Origin of the sequence: Staphylococcus pasteuri (genome assembly GCF_030547725.1) — a bacterium.
Classification (GTDB): domain Bacteria; phylum Bacillota; class Bacilli; order Staphylococcales; family Staphylococcaceae; genus Staphylococcus; species Staphylococcus pasteuri.
Map to the genome: position 1 here is coordinate 48,202 of NZ_JAUOQO010000004.1, position 19,747 is coordinate 67,948.

The 19,747-nt window shown below is 31.9% G+C and carries 18 protein-coding genes; 7 read left to right on the plus strand and 11 right to left on the minus strand.

Annotated features, from left to right (window positions below; genetic code table 11):
• Positions 1 to 188 precede the first annotated feature (188 nt).
• Positions 189 to 1,214: an NAD-dependent formate dehydrogenase gene (locus Q4528_RS05260; protein ID WP_017637793.1), complete on the minus strand. Its 1,026-nt coding sequence runs from the start codon at positions 1,212 to 1,214 to the stop codon at positions 189 to 191.
• Positions 1,215 to 1,371: 157 nt separating this feature from the next.
• Complete coding sequence (locus Q4528_RS05265; protein WP_046467262.1) at positions 1,372 to 1,731, minus strand: Na-translocating system protein MpsC family protein; 360 nt, start codon at positions 1,729 to 1,731, stop codon at positions 1,372 to 1,374.
• 160 nt (positions 1,732 to 1,891) lie between these two features.
• Here Q4528_RS05265 and Q4528_RS05270 point away from each other — a divergent pair, with 160 nt between their 5' ends.
• Positions 1,892 to 2,440 (plus strand): cysteine hydrolase family protein, encoded by a 549-nt coding sequence (locus tag Q4528_RS05270; protein ID WP_046467263.1) that lies wholly within the window; start codon positions 1,892 to 1,894, stop codon positions 2,438 to 2,440.
• A gap of 289 nt (positions 2,441 to 2,729) precedes the next feature.
• Here Q4528_RS05270 and Q4528_RS05275 read toward each other — a convergent pair whose 3' ends face one another.
• From Q4528_RS05275 to Q4528_RS05290, 4 genes are all read right to left on the minus strand, one after another.
• On the minus strand, positions 2,730 to 4,097 hold the full coding sequence (locus tag Q4528_RS05275; protein ID WP_046467264.1) for an MFS transporter: 1,368 nt from the start codon (positions 4,095 to 4,097) through the stop codon (positions 2,730 to 2,732).
• A gap of 186 nt (positions 4,098 to 4,283) precedes the next feature.
• A complete protein-coding gene (gene brnQ / locus Q4528_RS05280) occupies positions 4,284 to 5,645 on the minus strand; it encodes a branched-chain amino acid transport system II carrier protein (RefSeq protein ID WP_046467265.1) in 1,362 nt (453 codons plus the stop codon).
• A 263-nt stretch (positions 5,646 to 5,908) separates the two neighbouring features.
• Positions 5,909 to 6,466, minus strand: a complete 558-nt coding sequence (locus tag Q4528_RS05285) for a sugar O-acetyltransferase (protein WP_046467266.1) — start codon at positions 6,464 to 6,466, stop codon at positions 5,909 to 5,911.
• A 180-nt stretch (positions 6,467 to 6,646) separates the two neighbouring features.
• The gene (locus Q4528_RS05290) at positions 6,647 to 6,868 is read right to left on the minus strand and encodes a hypothetical protein (protein ID WP_017637798.1); all 222 of its coding nucleotides are present in this window, start codon (positions 6,866 to 6,868) and stop codon (positions 6,647 to 6,649) included.
• A 313-nt stretch (positions 6,869 to 7,181) separates the two neighbouring features.
• On the opposite strand from Q4528_RS05290, the gene Q4528_RS05295 reads away from it, so the two are divergent.
• Complete coding sequence (locus Q4528_RS05295; RefSeq protein WP_303520776.1) at positions 7,182 to 8,210, plus strand: PTS sugar transporter subunit IIC; 1,029 nt, start codon at positions 7,182 to 7,184, stop codon at positions 8,208 to 8,210.
• 65 nt (positions 8,211 to 8,275) lie between these two features.
• Here Q4528_RS05295 and Q4528_RS05300 read toward each other — a convergent pair whose 3' ends face one another.
• Together Q4528_RS05300 and Q4528_RS05305 are read right to left on the minus strand one after the other, a co-directional pair.
• A complete protein-coding gene (locus tag Q4528_RS05300) occupies positions 8,276 to 8,827 on the minus strand; it encodes a hypothetical protein (protein WP_142922494.1) in 552 nt (183 codons plus the stop codon).
• Between the two features lie 99 nt (positions 8,828 to 8,926).
• Positions 8,927 to 9,880, minus strand: coding sequence for a hypothetical protein (locus Q4528_RS05305; protein ID WP_046467269.1), 954 nt, complete (start codon positions 9,878 to 9,880; stop codon positions 8,927 to 8,929).
• Between the two features lie 283 nt (positions 9,881 to 10,163).
• Here Q4528_RS05305 and isaB point away from each other — a divergent pair, with 283 nt between their 5' ends.
• Positions 10,164 to 10,673 (plus strand): immunodominant staphylococcal antigen IsaB family protein, encoded by a 510-nt coding sequence (gene isaB, locus Q4528_RS05310; RefSeq protein WP_046467270.1) that lies wholly within the window; start codon positions 10,164 to 10,166, stop codon positions 10,671 to 10,673.
• A gap of 66 nt (positions 10,674 to 10,739) precedes the next feature.
• On the opposite strand, the gene Q4528_RS05315 is transcribed toward isaB, so the two are convergent.
• From Q4528_RS05315 to Q4528_RS05325, 3 genes are all read right to left on the minus strand, one after another.
• A complete protein-coding gene (locus Q4528_RS05315) occupies positions 10,740 to 11,477 on the minus strand; it encodes a methyltransferase domain-containing protein (RefSeq protein ID WP_046467271.1) in 738 nt (245 codons plus the stop codon).
• A gap of 493 nt (positions 11,478 to 11,970) precedes the next feature.
• The gene (locus tag Q4528_RS05320) at positions 11,971 to 13,209 is read right to left on the minus strand and encodes an ArgE/DapE family deacylase (protein ID WP_072291838.1); all 1,239 of its coding nucleotides are present in this window, start codon (positions 13,207 to 13,209) and stop codon (positions 11,971 to 11,973) included.
• A 183-nt stretch (positions 13,210 to 13,392) separates the two neighbouring features.
• Positions 13,393 to 14,472 (minus strand): amidohydrolase family protein, encoded by a 1,080-nt coding sequence (locus Q4528_RS05325; RefSeq protein ID WP_046467273.1) that lies wholly within the window; start codon positions 14,470 to 14,472, stop codon positions 13,393 to 13,395.
• Between the two features lie 217 nt (positions 14,473 to 14,689).
• On the opposite strand from Q4528_RS05325, the gene Q4528_RS05330 reads away from it, so the two are divergent.
• The 4 genes from Q4528_RS05330 to Q4528_RS05345 all read left to right on the plus strand — a co-directional run bounded on the left by Q4528_RS05330 (position 14,690) and on the right by Q4528_RS05345 (position 19,718).
• The gene (locus Q4528_RS05330) at positions 14,690 to 15,286 is read left to right on the plus strand and encodes a TetR/AcrR family transcriptional regulator (RefSeq protein WP_017637806.1); all 597 of its coding nucleotides are present in this window, start codon (positions 14,690 to 14,692) and stop codon (positions 15,284 to 15,286) included.
• Positions 15,287 to 15,569: 283 nt separating this feature from the next.
• Entirely contained in the window at positions 15,570 to 16,271 is a 702-nt protein-coding gene (locus Q4528_RS05335; protein ID WP_046467274.1) for an ABC transporter ATP-binding protein, read from the plus strand.
• Positions 16,272 to 16,282: 11 nt separating this feature from the next.
• Entirely contained in the window at positions 16,283 to 18,901 is a 2,619-nt protein-coding gene (locus Q4528_RS05340; protein WP_046467275.1) for an ABC transporter permease, read from the plus strand.
• A gap of 163 nt (positions 18,902 to 19,064) precedes the next feature.
• Complete coding sequence (locus tag Q4528_RS05345) at positions 19,065 to 19,718, plus strand: FMN-dependent NADH-azoreductase (protein WP_303520929.1); 654 nt, start codon at positions 19,065 to 19,067, stop codon at positions 19,716 to 19,718.
• Positions 19,719 to 19,747 lie beyond the last annotated feature (29 nt).

A 19,747-nucleotide genomic window follows, 5' to 3' on the forward strand; every position in this document is an offset into this window, starting at 1 on the left:
TAATATGTGGACATCTATCCGTTTATTATGAAAAAGATAAACCTAAATTACAACCAATTTGTAATCGATGCTAAATAATAAAAATAGAGAAACATTGTCCAGGGGTAAACAATGTTTCTCTATTATAGATTTATATTTTTTAAGGGGGATGGGAAAGGGTAATATCCATGGCTATGGTGTTGTGTGAATTATTTTGCGTTATAGCTTGCGCTTGTGATTTGACCTCCGTCAACTATCACATCTTTGTCTTGGAATGGTTCATTGTTAAAGAAACGATTTAAAATATCTTTTGTACCTTCTTCTATACGTTGTTGTGCTTCTAATGTCATACCTGAATAGTGTACAGTCATTGCATTTCTAGGCATATTTCTCCAAGGGTGATCTGCAGGAGCAGGTTGTGGATACCATACGTCGCCAGCATAACCTTGAATGTGTTTAGATTCTAATTGTTTTACTAATGCTTCTGTATCTACAATTTTACCTCTAGCTGTGTTAACTAAATAACTACCTTCTTTCATTTTACTTAACACATCGTTATTAAATAGTGTATCTGTATCTGGTGTAAGTGGTGCATGAATAGTAATTGCATCACTTGTTGATACTAATGTTTCAAAGTCTACAAATTTTGAATGTTCATTATCTTTTTGGTTGATTGGGTCATAATGTTGAATTGTTACGTTAAATGGTGCTAAACGTTCAGCTACTAATTGACCAATTCTACCGAAACCAAAGATACCGATTGTTTTATTTTGTAATTCATGTGCGTCATTACCAACTCTAGAAAGGTTCCATTCACCTTCAACTGATTGTCTATGACCTTCTTCATAATTACGTAGTAAGATTAATAAGTCCATAACAGCATGTTCGGCAACACTTACTGTATTACTACCTGTTACTTCTACAACACCCACATTGTTTTCACTAGCTGCTTTTAAGTCAACATGGTCAGAACCGACACCTGCAGTAATAGCTAATTTTAAGTTTGGTGCTTTTTCAAGACGTTCTTTAGTCATATAAGCTGGATAGAATGGTGCACTAATAACAATATCCATATCTGCTAAGTGTTTATCTAAGTCAGCTTCACCATCAGTTAAGATGACTAATTCATGTCCTTTTTCTTCTAAAAATGGTTTTAAACCAATTGCTTTTTTAGTATTTAAAATTTGATTTTCTTCGCCCTCTACATATTCTGGAAATAATGCTACTATTTTCATAAAATAATACACTCCTATAAAATTTTTTATTTAAAATTTAAATTACTTCTTAATACACAAAAATACCTGCTACTATTTGCACATATCACCCCCTTGAATAATTAATTTTATTCAAGCGTAGTTAGCAAACAGCACCAGGTACCTTACACCAGCACGCTTATTCTATTGATTTATCGAAAACAAATATTGACACTACTTCATCAGCAGCTAAATCAACATCTGTAAATAGTTTTACAAATTTAGCACCGACAAGTTCTTCCATCTCATCAGGATTGACCTCATCATATAGACGCTTTACTTCTTGTGTTCGTGCATGACGTAACATTTCTTCATTACGTTCATCACGCAAGTAAAAGTTTTCAACTTTACTTAATGCACCTGTCATAAAAGCGATTGCCCAATTGTCTTTAAAATCAACATTGATTTTTTCAGGGCCTTTACCTACATGTTCTTTGCGATAGGCGCGTACAAGATTAGCAAAGGCTTGCTCTTTTTTTCTTTTATCTATTTGACTCACCTTCTTCTAATTAAGAAGCGTTTTCAATTACGTTACAGATACCATTGTAATACTTTTGACAAAATTTTCAAGAGAAATGATCACAATTTAGACACAAATCTAAATATTTCTTTTTTTAGTTACATACGTTAGAATTAACAAAACGTTTAGGAGAGATAAAATGACTAAAAAACAAGCACTCGTTATTATAGATATACAAAATGATTACTTCGATGGTGGTAAAAACCCACTTGTTAATCCGGAAGCTGCTGCAGACAAAGCAGTTCAATTGAAAGATGCATTTAAAGAACAACAGTTACCTGTTATTTATATTCAACATATCGATCATACTGAAGGTGCTCCTTTATTTGAAGCAGGTACTAATGGTATTGAAATTCATGAAAAATTCAATGTACAATCTGATGATATTATCATTGAAAAGCAATATCCTAATAGCTTTTTAGGTACAACTCTACAAGACACTTTAAAAGAACAAGGTGTTGAACAACTTGTGATTACAGGTATGATGACACATATGTGTATTGATTCTACAACAAGAGTTGCGGCTGAACTTGGCTATCAGCCTATTCTAGTTGAAGATACAACTGCTACATGTGATTTAGAGTATAATGGCGAAACAGTCGATGCTAAAAATGTTCAAACTGCATATATTTCAGCATTATCAAACTTCGCTTCAGTAACAACAACTTCAGAATTTTTAACTAAATAATAAAGATTTTGCTCTCATATTTGAAATGAGCGATTTATAATCTAATATCTGAATTATAACTAAAGACCTTCTTATTGCATTTTATGTGCAATAAGAAAGTCTTCTTTATTATTAATGATTGCCACCTCAATCAATCTAGATAGGGGAGGGGATAATGCTCTGAAGAAAAGTAGATTTTTAGACTTCCGGCACACTAACTTCAGACAAACCGAACACTTACCCCCAGTCGATTAATCCCTTTCTGACAGTTATATACAAGCATCTCCCCCAATTAGCCCCTTTGTCTGCATTAATTAGACAGTTCATTCTCAACATTCTTTCCAACTGGCTCCCATTTCAGTACGAACGTAATTGTTAAACCTATTAAAGGTACAAGACCAATAATTAACATGGTTTGATTTAAACCTACAGTTGCTAAAATAATTGGGAATATGAACGTACCTATAATACTACCTGTTCTACTTACTGATTCTACAATTCCTGTCGCTTGTGAACGTAATTGCGTTGGAAATGACATTGCTCCTATCGTTTTACCTTGTGTACCTGGTCCCCCTGCATGTCCAAATAAGAATAGTGCGATTAAACATGAATTAATTATCATAGGCATAACACTATATAATAATCCCGTCATAATCATGACAAAGAGTACAATAGCAAAGCCTATCATTGTGAGTTTACGTGTACCTATCCGATAGGTATATTGTGCTCCTAAATAAGCACCAATAATACCAGCAATATTAACAATTCCAGTCCCAAGTAGCACACCTAGTTTATCTTCACTTATCATATATTTTGCAATTATAGGGATATATAAACCAACCGCATAATACTGCATTCCTTGTAAGGTAGAAATTGCTGTTGCTAGTGTAATTCTTTTTAAGTATGGCGGCTTTAAAAGTCTTTTATATTCAGGTTTAGCTGTGTCTATTTCTTTAACATCTGTTTCATTTTCTACTAATTGAATTTGAACGTCATAATGCTTTTGAATATATAGTGATGCTTTTTTAAGAGATAAATGATTAACAATCCATGTCGGACTTTCTTTCAAGTATTTCAATCTCATAATGTATAATATGAGGGCAATACCCCCTCCAAATGCAACTGCCATTCTCCATAAGAGTTCTCCAACACCTAATAAGAAAAACATAATGACCACTAATGAAGATATTACAATAGCGATGTACCATACAACTTGCCAGTAATTAACATTACGACCTCTTTGTACTTTATTACTAATTTCTGCAATAAATGTGAAGGCAACTGGACTATCCATACCAATAGCGATTCCCATTAAAAATCGGCTAATTAACAACATAAATAAATTAGGTGATATGGCTGCACATAATGATGTAACGATAAGAATTAAAAGAGAAATAGAAAGGATTCTTTTTCTCCCAAAACGGTGTGCTAAACTCCCTCCAAAAATCGCACCTATCAATGCACCTACAGGTAAAGATGTCATCACAATGGATAACATTGTGGGAGATAAATGAAACTCTTTTGTAATTTGATCAGTCATTGTTCCTAAAATGGTAATATCATATGCATCTAAAAATATCGTTCCCAATACCATTAAAAGTAACATTTTAGAAGTCTGTTGCTTATCAGAATCATCAATAATTCTGTATAAATCTTGCTTAGACTTTACCATTTCCATATTAACCATCCTTTAGATTTTCGTTAGATTAAGCTTAATTAATGATTATTAATTCATTATTAAGTAAAAATAAATATTTATTTAAGCCTTCTTTATTTCGCATATAATATTAATGAATATTTGTTTAATTGATATAAAAAATCGCGCCTATCTTATTAAGGATAGACGCGATACACTCTTAGAATTCTATTCATTTGTTGAAGATTTATTTGAACGAACTTTGTAAACAATGAAGCCAATAATAAAGCCAACCAATGCTGGTAAAATCCATCCCATTCCAATATCGAAGAATGGTAGGTATTTTTCACCTAATGAAATAACGAATTTAGCAAATGATGTTTTTAAAAATGGTTCTGGACTTGCTTTAACTCCGTCAATGAATGAAGCAATCATAGTGAAGAAAATCGTGAATCTATAAACAATAGTTGAGTGGTTAAATAATGGACTAATTAATGTTAATAAAATAATTGTGATCGCTAATGGATAAATGAACATCAATACAGGTGTTGAATACATAATGATTTTCGTTAAACCAACGTTAGCGAATACACATGCTAAAATACTGACTACTGTCGCAAACATTAAGTAGCTACGTTTCGGGAACAACTCAGTAAACGTTTCAGAAAAGGCTGTGATTAATCCAATAGCTGTTTTTAAACATGCCACAATAACAATCAATGATAGGATAATGATGCCGTAATCTCCAAGATAATGTCTCGCGATTTGTGCTAATGCGATACCTCCATTTTCACTCACTTTGAATTTACCGATACTCATTGTACCCATAAACGCAAGTAAGCTATATATGATACCCATTAATACAATACTGATTGTTCCTGACTTAATTGTTTCTTTAGCAATACTATTAGGATTTGTAATACCTAACTTTTTAATCGTTGTTACGATGATAATACCAAATGCTAGTGACGCTAATGCATCTAAAGTATTATAACCATCAATAAATCCTTTGAGCAGTGGGCTCTTACTATAATCCGCACTTACTGGCGCATTAGTTAATCCACCTAATGGATGGATAAAGGCTAAGACAACAACGATACCTAATAAGATTAAAAATACAGGATTTAAAAATTTCCCTATGTAATCTAAAATTTTAGATGGTTTTCTCGCAAAGAACCATGCTAATAAGAAGAAAATAATACTAAAAACTGGTAAATAAATCTTCGCAGCACCTGGTGAGATAAATGGTGAAAATGCAATTTCAAATGATGTCGTTGCTAACCTAGGTAAAGCAAAGAATGGTCCGATTACTAAATATAGACCTATTGTAAATATGTATGCGTACGTTTTACTTACCCTTGAAGTAATTTCAAAAATGCCATTTGTTTTAGACATACCGATTGCTATGATACCTAAAAATGGTAACCCAATGGCTGTAATTAAAAAGCCTAAATTGGCTATAAATACGTTTGATCCTGCTGTTTGTCCTAGATGAATTGGAAATATAATATTCCCTGCACCAAAGAATAAACCAAATAGCATTGATCCGATAAAAATATTCTCTTTTAATGTCAATTTGTTTTTCATCATGTCTGTTTATTCTCCTAGTTATTTTTTGTTCATTATACATTATATTTTGTAAAGGAAAAATGTAAATAACAAGAAAATTTTTAAAAATTAGACAATAATGGTTCATCATTACACATAAATGTATAAAATTACATTTTAATGCACTTAATAATTGATTTTACATATTTAAACAGACCTTTTTCGTATAGCTTTTCAAAACTTTATTATTAGCCGATTTATTCTTCACTGCAGAAATTAGCGATTCATTAAAACTGTTTATGCCTCTATTCTTCTAATTGTTTAATGACTTTAGCTGGTACACCTGCTGCAAGTGAGTTATCAGGTATATCTTTTGTTACTACTGCGCCTGATGCGATAACTACATTATCACCTATCGTAACACCCGGTGTAATAGTTACCTTGCCCCCTATCCAAACATCATTTCCTATATTAACTGGGCTTGCTTGTGCTAAATATTCTCGTCTACCTTTTGCACTCAATGGATGATTAACAGTATAAATATCGACGTTTGGACCTATCATGACATGATTTCCTATTGTTACTGGTGCAATATCCAAAATAGTAAGATTATAATTAGTTAATACATCATGCCCTACATGTATATTGCTTCCATTATCGCAATTGAATGTAGCTTGGAAAGAAATGTTATCTCCTGCTGAACCTAATATTTCACGAATTTTCTTTTCCTGTTGTTCTGGATCTGTAGCAGGAATGGCATTAAATTCTTGGCATAATTGCGCGGCTCTTGCTTTACGATCTGCTACTTCTTTATCATCAAAATGATATGGCATACCTTTAACAAGTTTTTCAATTTCTCTCATAGTAATCCACCTTTCGTTTTTATATTATTCAATGTAAATTGAACCTAGTACCTCAACCAATCAATGTCTCTATCTCTATAATCATAAGTTTTTTAAATGATATTCAAAAAGCTGTAGTCTGCCAATAATTAGCAATCTACAGCTTACCCCTTTTATTACTTTACTTGTTGCACTTAAACGTTATAAATATTGATCTGCATGTTCCAATCTATAATGTTCAGTGACTTCTTTTTCGTGGTCAAATTCTTTTTGACTTAATTTTTTAATGTTTTCCACTGCGTAGCCTAATTTTTTAGCAAATTCTTCTACTTCATCTTTATTTTTAGCAATAACAAACATAGTTAGAACATTATCGTCGACAATATCTTTATTGTGTTGATAATCTAATTTGAAAAATTTCATAAGAATCTCCCCCTCTGTTGTGTATATTATATACCCCAAAACATAAATTTATACATGTAAATTGTTATATTTTATGTCTATATTGTTAAAACATTTATTTTGTAAAAATAAACAAATGATTTCCAAACGAATTGTATACTTTTTTAACTTCTATATAGATTTACAACTCGAATTCTGAATTTGAATTTTCAAAAATATTAAATATTTAATAATAATTATTTGTGGGCGATTTAATTTTTTGAACATTATGTTACAATTGTGAAATGATTTTTATAGAGATGGTATTTAAATTGTACTAAAGGGGTTAATATACATGAATATTATTTTAGGCGTTGGAACACTTGTCGCCGTGTTAATTATAATGACTTTATTTTTAAAATTTGCACCATACGGTAAGGAAGGCTTACAAGCATTATCAGGTGCAGCTTGTGCGACATTCCTTCCCCAAGCATTCTTAAGCTATGCCATAGGTGGTATCTTACATATTAAATACTTACAAGACATCGGGGATCTTGCTGGTAGTCTAGGTGGTATCGCAGTGGGTATACTCACATGTATCAATTTAGGCGTATCACCAGTATTCGCTATTATTGTAGGTCTAGTATTAAAAGATTTCAGTTTATTACCAGCGTTTATCGCTGCATATATTGTTGCATTCATCATTAAATTTATTCAAAAGAAAGTACCAGAAGGTTTAGATTTAATCGTAGTTATACTCATTGCACCAGCATTAGTTTATGGACTCGCTTCTATAATCAATCCAGGAGTCACAGCCGTATTAAACCAAATTGCCGGCGCTGTTAACTCAGTTGGCGATAGTAGTCCTTATGCATTAGCAATTATATTCGGTCTTATTATTCCAGTAACAAGTATGACACCATTAAGCTCAATGGTACTTGCAAGTATTTTAGGTCTAACTGGTCTACCAATGGCTATCGGTGCGATTACTTGTACCGGCGCATCATTTGTAAACTTTACGCTATTCAATATTTTAAAAATTGGCGAAAAACCAAATCGTTTCGCCGTCTTTATAGAACCATTGACACAAATTGATTTAATTGTAAAATATGCGTCCGTATTATACGGAACCAACGCTATTATAGGTATGGTCAATGCTTGCATTATCACATTTAGCGGTCTAAAAATAGGCGTAACTGGTATGGCAACGCCTATTGCAGGTGCCATTGTACTATTTGGCTTTAATAATCCAGTATCATCCGCTATAACAATTATTGCCGTAGCAATTACTAGCTTAATACTCGCTTACATTATTGGCACATTAATTAAAAAATTTGATTTAATGCACTTAAACATTCCTATGCCTGGTAACAAAAAAGCGTAACATTCATAGAATAAAACCATCTCCCAAAACTGCGGATAAACTCGCAATTGGGAGATGGTTTTTTATTATTCTTCACTAATTAATTCTTTTGTATATTTTTTTGTTACTGATTTAATAATAATCAATACCATGGCTGTTACTGCTACTATAACCAACGAAGCGCCACCGACATACTTAAAGACTTCCTCACCGTTAGTATAAGCGACTACATCAGATTCAGTAGTTCTCATTTTTGAAGTTATTAATAGATTTATACCATAAGTTAAAGGTAATGCGCTGACCATACTCCACAATATAATGGGAAATATTCCCCAAGTACTTGTATATTTAAATAATGGTAAAAATAAAAGTAAGTATGGTGTAAATATGACAATGATTGTAATTGGAAATACAATTGCCCAAAGTGTTGCTGCTTCTAACATAAAATAAAACGTGAATTCGTAGATACCTATTGAAATAAGGACAACATAAGCCAAACTCAAACAATATTTTACCCAACTGTCTAACTCTATTGCTATGTCCATTATTCTTTTCTTATTTTTACTTATAGAATTGATTAATTCTACAGCTAATAAAATAATTACAAATACAATGAGGGATGTTATAAACCATTCCATAACAGGCGCTTCAAACATATTTCATTTAATCCTTTCTTATAGAAGTCGTTGATTATAAGGTACATACTTCTTATACATTATTATGAGTTGCATTAAAACTTAATATCCTGAACCTACTTTGTCACCATTTTCATCATATTTCGTCACATAGCCATCATCAACATCTACAGTATATGATCCTGCTAAATTGCCATCTTTATCATCATATGAGAATCCCCATTTACCATCACTTGTTTTTTCAGGTTCTTTAAATGTATATTCGTCTGTATCTAAATTTTCTCCTTCGTAGGATTCTACTTTATCAATAACGTTATCACGTGTAACTTCTTCAGAATCAGAACTACTATCTGATGAACTATTATCATCTGAACTTGAATCGTCATCACTTTCTTCATCGTCATCATCTGAGAATGTTGGCATTTTATCATAAATATTAATCTTGTTAGCTACTGATTCAAATTCACTAGAATCTTTATATTTTTCGTAGACTTCTTTAGTGTCGTGTTCTTCACCGTACTTTAAAGCATCTTTATATGAAGGAATTTCACTTTGAGTACCACCTAAATAAATTTTATCGTCACTGACACCTATAATAGATCCAAACATTCCTACAGAAGGAGATACACCATAAAATTTCATCCCTTCAGGTGAATTTGGAATATCTTGAATTTCTCTACTTACAGCAAAATTTTTCAAAGTTTTAGTCTCTTTACCATCTGACATCTGAGCTGTATATCTACCAGTCAAAATATCATTTTTCGTTAAAGTATATTTACCTGATTCATTCGCTAAAAATACTAAAGCTACTTTCTCTTTCTCAGATAAGTTAGCTATGTCATTACTAGATGAACTTTTCGAACTATCTGAATTACTTTCTTTATTTGAGCTATCTTTACTAGAAGATGATTTAGAATTATCCCCTTTACTGCTATTTTCACTCTTTTGACTATCTTCTACATTTGATGCACCTTTGTTTCCACTTGATGAGTCATCATTATTACACGCTGCCAATAATAAAAGTGCTGTCCCACTTAAAAATAACAATTTCTTCACTAATAAGTCCCCTTTGTTTAGTTAATGATTTAATTTAAATATACATAAATTTACATTTATTGCAAAAATACTTTATACATACAGACTATACTATATTTTTATATAAATATAGACGCGAAACAAAATATTTCACAATATAGATATAAATGATTGATGTACTATATATCATTAAATAAAATAAACGAAAATAAATTTATACTTTAAGTTTGAATATCTTATAATAATATTGTAAATTAAAAGAGGTAGCGTTTTCACTACCAAAATCATATAGGAGTGATGCTTTATGAAGAAATTAACAAAAACTTTTGTTGCTAGTAGTATTATTCTCGGCACTGCATTAGGAGTAAGTGTTTCTGCAGACAATGTATCATCTCACGAAGCTCATGCTGCTTCATCTCAATATTGGTATAAATATAATGGTTATACCGCTTCTGGTGGCAATTTTGTATTAAGTTCATCTTTCTACAATGGACTAAAAGCAGGTAACGTAGAATTCAACGGTGTGAAAGTAAATAGTAAGTATCAAACACCTAATAATTCTAAAGATATTTATGATCAAAATTTCCAACAATATAAAAACCACAAAGCAAATAATGTAGAATTTAAAATCAAACCAAATACAATTACTTTAAAACAAGTGAAACAAAAATATGGTAATCACTACGATTTCCAAAATCCATTAAATGGTCCTACTAAGAAGAAAGGCGATGGCTTATATAGTTATCAAGTAGGTAAAGGGCATATTGTTTTTGTTGTACAAAATGGATATGTCACATACGCGAATGTATCTTAAACATAACTTTTAATATATAAACGAGGCTAGAACCCATTTTGCGGGTTCTAGCCTCTATCTTGTTTATTAACCTTTGATTTTTCCTGTTATGGCAAAGGCCATATCTCGTATAAAAGCAGCTAGATTTTGATTCGCTTCTTGATTTAATTTGTCTTTAAATGTATCGATTGAAAAATCCTCTTCCACTACTTGGTGTGCTTTCATTCTAGGTAACATCATTCCCACTAGCCATTCTAAATCATTATTTTCAGAAGTATGAATCACCGCTTCAGCGAAGTAATCTATATCACGCATACCTATTTCGTTAAATAATTGATATAGTTTTTGTCCAATATGAATATCTCCACCTTCTTTTTCAACAGTGTCCCAAATACACTGTATTGCTGTTTGATGGTTTGGTAATTGATCTGCACCCGTTCCTCCATTAATCGCATCACTCTCTTGAAAACAAAATTGCCCGCCAGGTTTTAAAAATCCTTTTAATACAGATAAAGCTTGTTTCACATCAGGCAAGTACATTAATACGCGTCGACCAACAATTGCATCAAATTGACCTAACGTCTCGGGTAATTGATAAATATCATGTAACTGATAACTGACATTTTGATATGCATTTCCTTCAATTGCTTTAGCCAATAAGTCTTCATTCATATCGATACCAATAACTTCTCCTTGTGCACCTACGCGTTCGGCGATTAATTGTGTTACTTCACCAGTAGCACATCCAATATCTAGTACACGCATACCTTCATGAATATCTGCACGCTCTAGTAACTTGTTAATAACTTCATTTCTCTCATTCATCTATTTTTCTCCTTCATCAAACATTTTTGTTTATATATCTTACTGAAGCTCACTTTACATAAAAATATAAATGACGCATTAAATCTATTTGCAAACTGAACAACAAAATTATATAATATTATCTTAATATAAATACATGATTAGAAAGGACAGACATCATGAAATCAACTCGCATCTTATATTTATTATCAATCATTTTAAGTATAGTTAATTTATGCGTTGTTTATACAACATTTTTTACTAACTTATTTAATGGTAACACTTTCTCACTATGGTATTGGCCAGGTGCCACTCTTATTATCATAACTTTAATCATCAATTTAATTTCTCTTTTTAAATATGGGCATCGCTTTGCTCTTATCATATTAATAATACTGAACGCAGTCTTACTTCTTATATATTCTGCGCCATTACTATTAGTTTAAATTAAAATGGAGTTAGCCTACGAAGACATATATTATGTTTCCATAGGCTAACTCCAAATACTAAGAAACTAATCCTCATTTAAATAAGTCGTTAATAATTCAGTATAGTACTCAATAAATTGATGATAAGTCTCTTTATTAACATGTTCATTGATTTGATGTGGTACAGTTCCAGGTCCAAACATTAAGAATGGAAAGTGTTCATCTTTATCTCGAAGTAAATTAGAGGCATCAGTCACACCTACAGTTGGAGTCGCAACGACCTCACGATTAAAGATAGTCTTTGCAACTTGTTGACCTAATGCTATTAAGCGATTCTCTCCTGTTGTAAGCACTGGATCTAAATCTAAATATATATCCTCTTCAAGTTGTCCACCTTCTCCATTAATTTGATTGATATGTTTGTCGAATAGTGCTTTCACTTTATCATTATCAAATTCTGGGACAGTACGTATATTAAAATCCGTTGTGGCCTTATCTGGTATTGAATTCACTTGATTACCACCATGAATCATTGTGTGATTAATAACTAAACCTTTGACCACTTGTGCTAATTGTTGTTCATCTATAGGGCCGTTTATTCTTTCCTTAACGCCTTCTATAAAATGTGAAAAGTCTAACTGTTGATAATTTAATTCTTGTTGAAGTTGTTCATATTCATCATCTATATTACGCACAAAATCTAATAAAGGTTTAATCGCATTTTTACCTACAATTGGCACAGAACTATGTGCTGCTTGTCCTCTAGACACAATTTGATAATCCATTGAACCTTTATGTGCATAGACAATACCTGACTCAGATGGTTCAGCAATGATAAGTGCATCTACATCGTCCATATAGCCTGCTTTGTATAATTGTTCGGAACCAAGCTGTTGCATTTCTTCTCCAGCTGTCGCCATTAACTTAATTGTACCTTTTTCCAATAAACCACGTTCATGAATGTCTATCATTGCAATGACTAATGCAGCTAGCCCTGCTTTCATATCCGATGTCCCACGACCATATAACAAGCCGTCTTGTTCAGTTAATTCAAATGGTGGATATGTCCAATCGCCATAATCACCTTCCGATACTACGTCCATGTGACCAGAAATGCCTACAACGGGATGACCGTCGCCTATTGAGGCAATTAGATTAGCACGCTGATGACGTCCTTTAATTTCATCAATTTCTGCTTTGATACCGTGCTTTTGTAGTAATGATTGTAAATATTTTGCTACTTCAATTTCATTATCATTTACGGTTTTAATCTCTATCAAATCTTTTAATATTTGTAATTGCTCATCTTTTGAAAATACACTCATGTTAAATACTCCTTTAATACTGTTGTTCCATTAGGATCATTTAATAATATTACCCATATCCTAACCTGCAAAAATTTAATCTTTGGCAACAGATTCATGGTATCTATCAAAGTGCAGTCAATCAAACAATTCATATTGAAATATAGCTATTGCCCTTTAAAATCTTTCAATTGATAGCTGTTACTATTTTAACAATGCGTTACTATTGTCATTAAAAATCTGATGCTGCTCATTTTCATCAAAATAATTAGACGCCCCAATATCTTGTTCCATTTTAGCAATCCAATCGTTAGGTGCATAATGTGCATCTGAGCCAAAAACGATATGAGATGTATCAGTAACTTCTTTTAAACTCGCAAATGTAGAGTCACCTGTTGAAAGTGCTGTATCATAATAAAATCGACGAATATAATCGTCAGCAGAATATTGTAATTGTGACATTCGCTTCAAACTATGTAGATATGTTTTGAACATTTTTCCATAGCGAATAGGGTGTTTAGCAACTTCTCCAATCATCCTTGTCTTACTTCCCGTTAAATATGGCTTCAGACGTTCTTTCGGATTCACCATTATATAACTTAATGTTTCAAGTGTTTGGTTAATTCGCCATTCTAAATACGGCAACGTACCTCCAGCATGCGCCAAAATAAATGTAATATTTGGATAACGATCTAACGTACCACTCAATATTAAATTAGTCGCTGCTCGCGAAGTATTAAAGGTAAATTCTTCTATAAAATCCGCTACAACATATTGAGGTTTTTTCACTTTATCTGAAGACGAACTAGGGTGCACAAACACCACGCCATGACGATCATTAATTGCTTTCATCACTGGCTCAAATATATCGTCGCCTAAATATTGATCTCCATAATTAGATAACAATCCAATACCGTCTAATTTCAATTCATCTAGAGCATAAGCTACTTCATTGATTGACTGTTTAACATGCGGCATCGGTAGTAAAGCAAAGCTTTTAAAACGTTCTGGGTAGTCTTTCTTTAATTGTGCTTGATACTCATTTACTTCTCTAGCTACTTTAGAAGCTTGCTTCTTATTAAACGGTAATGTTGCCGGCTCTGAAATAGAAGTTACACCTATATTTATGTTTAATTCATTCATCATATTAAGACTGTCTTCAGGCTTCCAATCCTTGATAGGATAGCCCCCAGCAGTTGTTACACCTATTTTACGTAATGCGTCTTTATATACTTTAGGAATAATGTGATGATGAATATCTATTATTTTTAGATTCTCTTTCACAATCAAACACTCACTTTCTATAATTGGGATCAATTGCAATATCATTTAAGTTATCTTATATTTTAATGGACAATACGTCTATTAAATAACTTAACAAATTTCCATAATGAATACTCGTAGAAACTTCACCAAATATAGGTTTAATGTACATATCAATGATATATGTTGATTATCTTTAACATAATAGAGTATTTATGTAATAAAGGATGGAGCAGAAATGGACAAAAGACAAATTCGTACTAACCAATATTTAAAAAAGGGACTTACTCAATTATTAAATCAAGTGAGTTATTCTAATATCACGATTAAACAATTAGCTGACGCTGCTAATATCAATCGCAGTACTTTTTATTTACATTATAAGAGCAAGGACGATTTCTTAAACTCTGTAATTGAGGAAACGATTGATGAGCTTACCGATTATGTAAAACAATCTTCAGTCAATGATGATGCTATATTTAATACTGAATTTAAAGTGTCTTTCACACGGTTATTAGAATATATTGAACTTAATTTTGAGTTTGTAAAAGTACTCATTACAAATATGAATACAACCTATTTCCGCGCATTACTAGTAGAAAAGGTTCGTGAAAATATTTACTATCCATTATTGGAAAAAAACAACGTTGAAATGAACTTCCAAAAAGATATTATATTGAATCATACAATATATGGTGATTTAGGAGTTATTGAAAGTTGGTTTAACAGCGAGAATTATTATAGCTCTCATTATATTGCGGAGGTACTTTTCGATGTTTCTAGCCATTCTCCCATATCACTATTAGGTATTGAATCTGAATTTGAAAATCAATAACCTAACGTCACCTATATCATATTCAAATATGCACTCTAAAGATTAGTTACTCGTCTAATTTTTAGAGTGCTTTTTTAGTTAGCTTAGTTTCAAATCAACTCGTACTTATCTATTATTTCTATTTTGATAGACGATAATATACATACTGTCTATTAAGTCAAATTTTTACAAAATGAAAGCAAGATTTTCTAATCAAAATATGCTACTTTAACTAATAGACACACTGTCTATTATAAACAAACCAATTATTATTAATATTTGACTATATGGAAAGAGGGATCATATGGCGTATATAAAATTAGAAAATTATTCAAAAATATTTGGAACTGGAGATCAAAAGGTCTATGCAAATAACAATATTTCATTTGAATTAGAAAAAGGTCAACTTATGGTCATTGTGGGTTCATCTGGTGCAGGTAAATCAACATTATTAAATACATTAGGTGGTATGGATTCAGCTACAGAAGGAAAAGTCATCATTAATGGTACGGATATTGCTCAATTTTCCGAAAAAGAATTAACTACTTATCGACGAAAATCAGTTGGCTTTGTCTTCCAATTTTATAATCTCATCCCTAACCTAACGACTTTAGAAAATTTAGAACTTGCATCTGAATTATCATCAGAAGCATTAGACCCTAAAGAAACGCTAAAAAAAGTTGGTTTAGAAAAAAGAATGGGTAACTTCCCTTCCCAACTATCTGGTGGTGAGCAACAACGTGCTTCTATTGCCCGTGCCGTTGCGAAAAACCCAGACTTACTCTTATGTGACGAACCAACAGGCGCATTAGATTACAAAACTGGTAAAAAGATTTTACAAGTTCTGCAAGATTTAAGTCATGAAAATAATAAAACGGTCATCATCGTGACGCATAACGCAGCATTAAAAGATATGGCAGACCATGTAATTGAAATATTCGATGGAAAAATTAAAGAAGACTACATCAATGATCATCCTAAACCAATATCAGAAATTGAATATTAAGGAGGATATACATGAGTAAATTAAATAAAACGATATTACGTGAATTTAAATCTTCATTTCCTCGCTTCATTTCAATTACTATTTTGTTAGCTTTAGGTGCTTTCATATTAATCGGCTTAAAAGTAACGGGCGATGATATGCGACTAACTGGAGATCAATATTTTAAAGATCATCATATGGCTCACGCACAAGTAACAAGTCCTATTGGCTTTTCAAAAGATGATAAACAACATATTAATAATATGGATCATGTGGCTAAGACGGAATATAGCATTTCCAAAGATGCTCGTATTGCAAATTCAAATAAAGCTATTCGATTAAACGAAAACACATCAAAATTATCTACCTACAAAGTTAAAAAGGGTCGTTTGCCAAAATCTTCTAATGAAATTGCTTTAAATGCGCAAGATACTTCAAAATATAAAATTGGACAAACAATCGATTTTACAAATAATAAAGGTAAAAAAGATATTTCTGGACTTAAACATCATCAATACAAAGTTGTTGGTTTCGTAACCTCAAGTGATTACATGCAAAAACAAAATTTAGGCGTAACGAATGTTGGTAAGGGACAAATCGATACATTCGGCGTACTAGCAAAATCTGGATTCAACACTTCTAAACCTAATGTAGCCAAATTAACTTATAATAACGCTCACGGTAACAGCTACTCAGACCGATTTGAAAAACAAATTAATAGTAATGCTTCAAATAATGCTGATGATTTAGAAAAATGGTCTGACAAACAACGTTCAGATATGAAAGATGATAAACAAGCAGAACTTAACAAAGCGAAAAAAGAGTTAGATCAACAAAAAGATTCAGTTAATGAAAATAAAGCTACACTTCAACAAACTGGCAAACTAAAAGACGCTCAACAAGATATAGCAAAATCTGAAACACAACTCAAAAATAAAGAAAATGACATTAAGAAATTAGATGGTATTAACTATGAAATCCAACCACGTAGTGATTACAATCAAGGCTATAGTCAATTTGGTGAATCAGCGAAACGTATTGATATTTTATCTAACACATTCCCTATCATTTTCTTTGCAGTAGCAATTTTAGTTACATTTATCACAATGTCTAGAATGGCTGAAGAAAAAAGAATGAATATGGGTGTAATGCGTGCTCTTGGCTATACAAAATTTGACGCTATGAAACTGTTCTTAATTTATGGCACAAGTGCTGCAGTTATAGGTACTGCACTTGGTAGTTTCTTCGGTACATGGTATTTACCTGAAAAAATTTATCAAGCCTATGCTGCTAACTTGATTGTGCCTGAAATCCAAACACCTACTCACTGGTTGTGGATTGGTATTAGTCTATTAGTCGCATTACTTTGTACAGTTGTACCTTCAGTATATATTGCTTGGAAAGCTTTAAAAGAACAACCTAAATATTTATTATTACCAAAACCACCAAAAGCCGGTTCAAAAATATTATTAGAACGTCTACCATTTATTTGGAATAAATTGTCATTCAATCATAAAGTGACTGCTCGTAACCTGTTCAGATACAAAGGCCGTATGTTTATGACAATACTCGGCGTGTTTGGCTGTACAGCACTGTTAATTACTGGTTTCGGTATGCGAGATTCATTAAATGGTATTATCCATAACCAATATCAAAATATTATTCATTACGATATTATTAGTGTTTATAATACGCATGCCTCACAACAAGACAAAGATAAATATAATGACAAAATTAATGATTTAGACTCAGTTAAACAAAAAGATGATGTCTACTATCAATCGGTTACTACTAAACCTAAAAACGTTATAGATAATCAACAAATTTCTATGATTGTTCCTAAAAACTCTAATAACTTTCAGGATTATATGACCTTACGTGACGCCGGTTCAGATAAGAAAATGAAATTAAGCAATAATGGTGTTGTTATTTCTGAAAAATTAGCTAAACTTGGCCACTACAAAAAAGGTGATACCCTAACAATTAAAGATGATACGAATGCAAAACATAAAGTCAAAATTGATGGTATCGCTCAAATGTATGCTGGACATTACATGGTGATGAACAAACAATATTACGAAAAAGCATTTGATAAAGATATCGATTACAATGCTAAAATTTTAAATTTAAAAGATAGATCCGCTTCAAATATTAATAAAGTTTCAAGTGAATTAAATGAACAAGATGCGAGCCAAACAGCCGTGCAATCCAACCAAGCTAAAACAGCCATCAATACAATTTTAGACGGTCTTGATAATATCGTCTTAATCATTGTCGTTGCATCATCTGCATTGTCATTCGTTGTACTCTTCACATTAACGAATATTAATGTATCTGAACGTACACGAGAACTCGCCACACTTCGAGTATTAGGCTTTTATAAAAAAGAAACAGTGATGTATATTTACCGAGAAACAATACTTCTCACTATCATCGGTATTTTAACTGGATTTATCGGTGGCACTTATTTACATCACTTTATTATGGATACATTGCCACCTAACAATGCTATGGCTGACTTAACGTTATATTGGACAAACTTTACATTCTCTACGCTATTAACGTTAGTATTTGCATTTATTGTAATGCTGATTATGGCTAGAAAAATAAGTAGAATTGATATGCTCAATGCGTTAAACTCAGCAGATTAAGGTAAATATATGTATATATTCCTGTAATTAAGGGACATGCAACTCATGAGCGAAGCGTTCTAGAGTTGCGTGTCCCTACTTTAATATTTGTTAATTTAAAACTATATAATAGTATTTTCAAATTTATATGTATATACTATGAATATTACATTTAAAGGAGCAAATAAAATTAACGAAGACATTACTTATTAATGCGCATCCGTATTTTAATAATTATGCGACTTATACTGCTAAATTGAAAAATTTATTTTTAGAAAAGTTTAATACTGCATTTCCAGAAGGTGAAATTGAAGAATTAAATTTATATGATATTGCACTACCTCGTTTAGAGAGTGATCAATTATTACATGTGTGGTCTAAATTAGGTTCAGGAGAAGAATTATCAGCTGAAGAAAGCCAAATCGCTGAGATGTCTTCATTTTTACTAAACCAATTTAAAGAACATCATCGTATTGTTATTTTGACACCTTTACACAACTTCAATATCACATCTAGATTAAAAGATTATATCGACAATATTATGGTGGCTAGAGAAACATTTAAATATACTGAAGATGGTTCTGTTGGGCTGATGACAGATGACTACAAAGCATTATTACTACAAGCGAGTGGTGGCGTTTATACAAATGATGACCGTTACACACCTCTTGAATTCTCATACCATTATTTAAGAGAAATGTTCAAAGAAATTATGGGCTTTGACGAATTTTACGTAGCTCGTGCGGAAGGTACATCAGTGCTGCCAGAAGATGAAATTATGAAAGGCGCTAAAGAAGACTTAGACCAAGTATTCGATGCGTTTTATACAAAAGGATAATATCAAATAAAGAAACCCGTAATAGAACG

Coding starts and splice junctions, on each gene's coding strand:
- Q4528_RS05320 (WP_072291838.1), bottom strand. CDS start 13,209: ATGAGTGTATTTTCAAAAGATGAGCAATTACAAATATTAAAAGATTTG.
- Q4528_RS05260 (WP_017637793.1), bottom strand. CDS start 1,214: ATGAAAATAGTAGCATTATTTCCAGAATATGTAGAGGGCGAAGAAAAT.
- Q4528_RS05340 (WP_046467275.1), top strand. CDS start 16,283: ATGAGTAAATTAAATAAAACGATATTACGTGAATTTAAATCTTCATTT.
- Q4528_RS05315 (WP_046467271.1), bottom strand. CDS start 11,477: ATGAATGAGAGAAATGAAGTTATTAACAAGTTACTAGAGCGTGCAGAT.
- Q4528_RS05300 (WP_142922494.1), bottom strand. CDS start 8,827: ATGGAATGGTTTATAACATCCCTCATTGTATTTGTAATTATTTTATTA.
- Q4528_RS05330 (WP_017637806.1), top strand. CDS start 14,690: ATGGACAAAAGACAAATTCGTACTAACCAATATTTAAAAAAGGGACTT.
- Q4528_RS05295 (WP_303520776.1), top strand. CDS start 7,182: ATGAATATTATTTTAGGCGTTGGAACACTTGTCGCCGTGTTAATTATA.
- Q4528_RS05270 (WP_046467263.1), top strand. CDS start 1,892: ATGACTAAAAAACAAGCACTCGTTATTATAGATATACAAAATGATTAC.
- isaB (WP_046467270.1), top strand. CDS start 10,164: ATGAAGAAATTAACAAAAACTTTTGTTGCTAGTAGTATTATTCTCGGC.
- brnQ (WP_046467265.1), bottom strand. CDS start 5,645: ATGATGAAAAACAAATTGACATTAAAAGAGAATATTTTTATCGGATCA.
- Q4528_RS05290 (WP_017637798.1), bottom strand. CDS start 6,868: ATGAAATTTTTCAAATTAGATTATCAACACAATAAAGATATTGTCGAC.
- Q4528_RS05285 (WP_046467266.1), bottom strand. CDS start 6,466: ATGAGAGAAATTGAAAAACTTGTTAAAGGTATGCCATATCATTTTGAT.
- Q4528_RS05335 (WP_046467274.1), top strand. CDS start 15,570: ATGGCGTATATAAAATTAGAAAATTATTCAAAAATATTTGGAACTGGA.
- Q4528_RS05275 (WP_046467264.1), bottom strand. CDS start 4,097: ATGGAAATGGTAAAGTCTAAGCAAGATTTATACAGAATTATTGATGAT.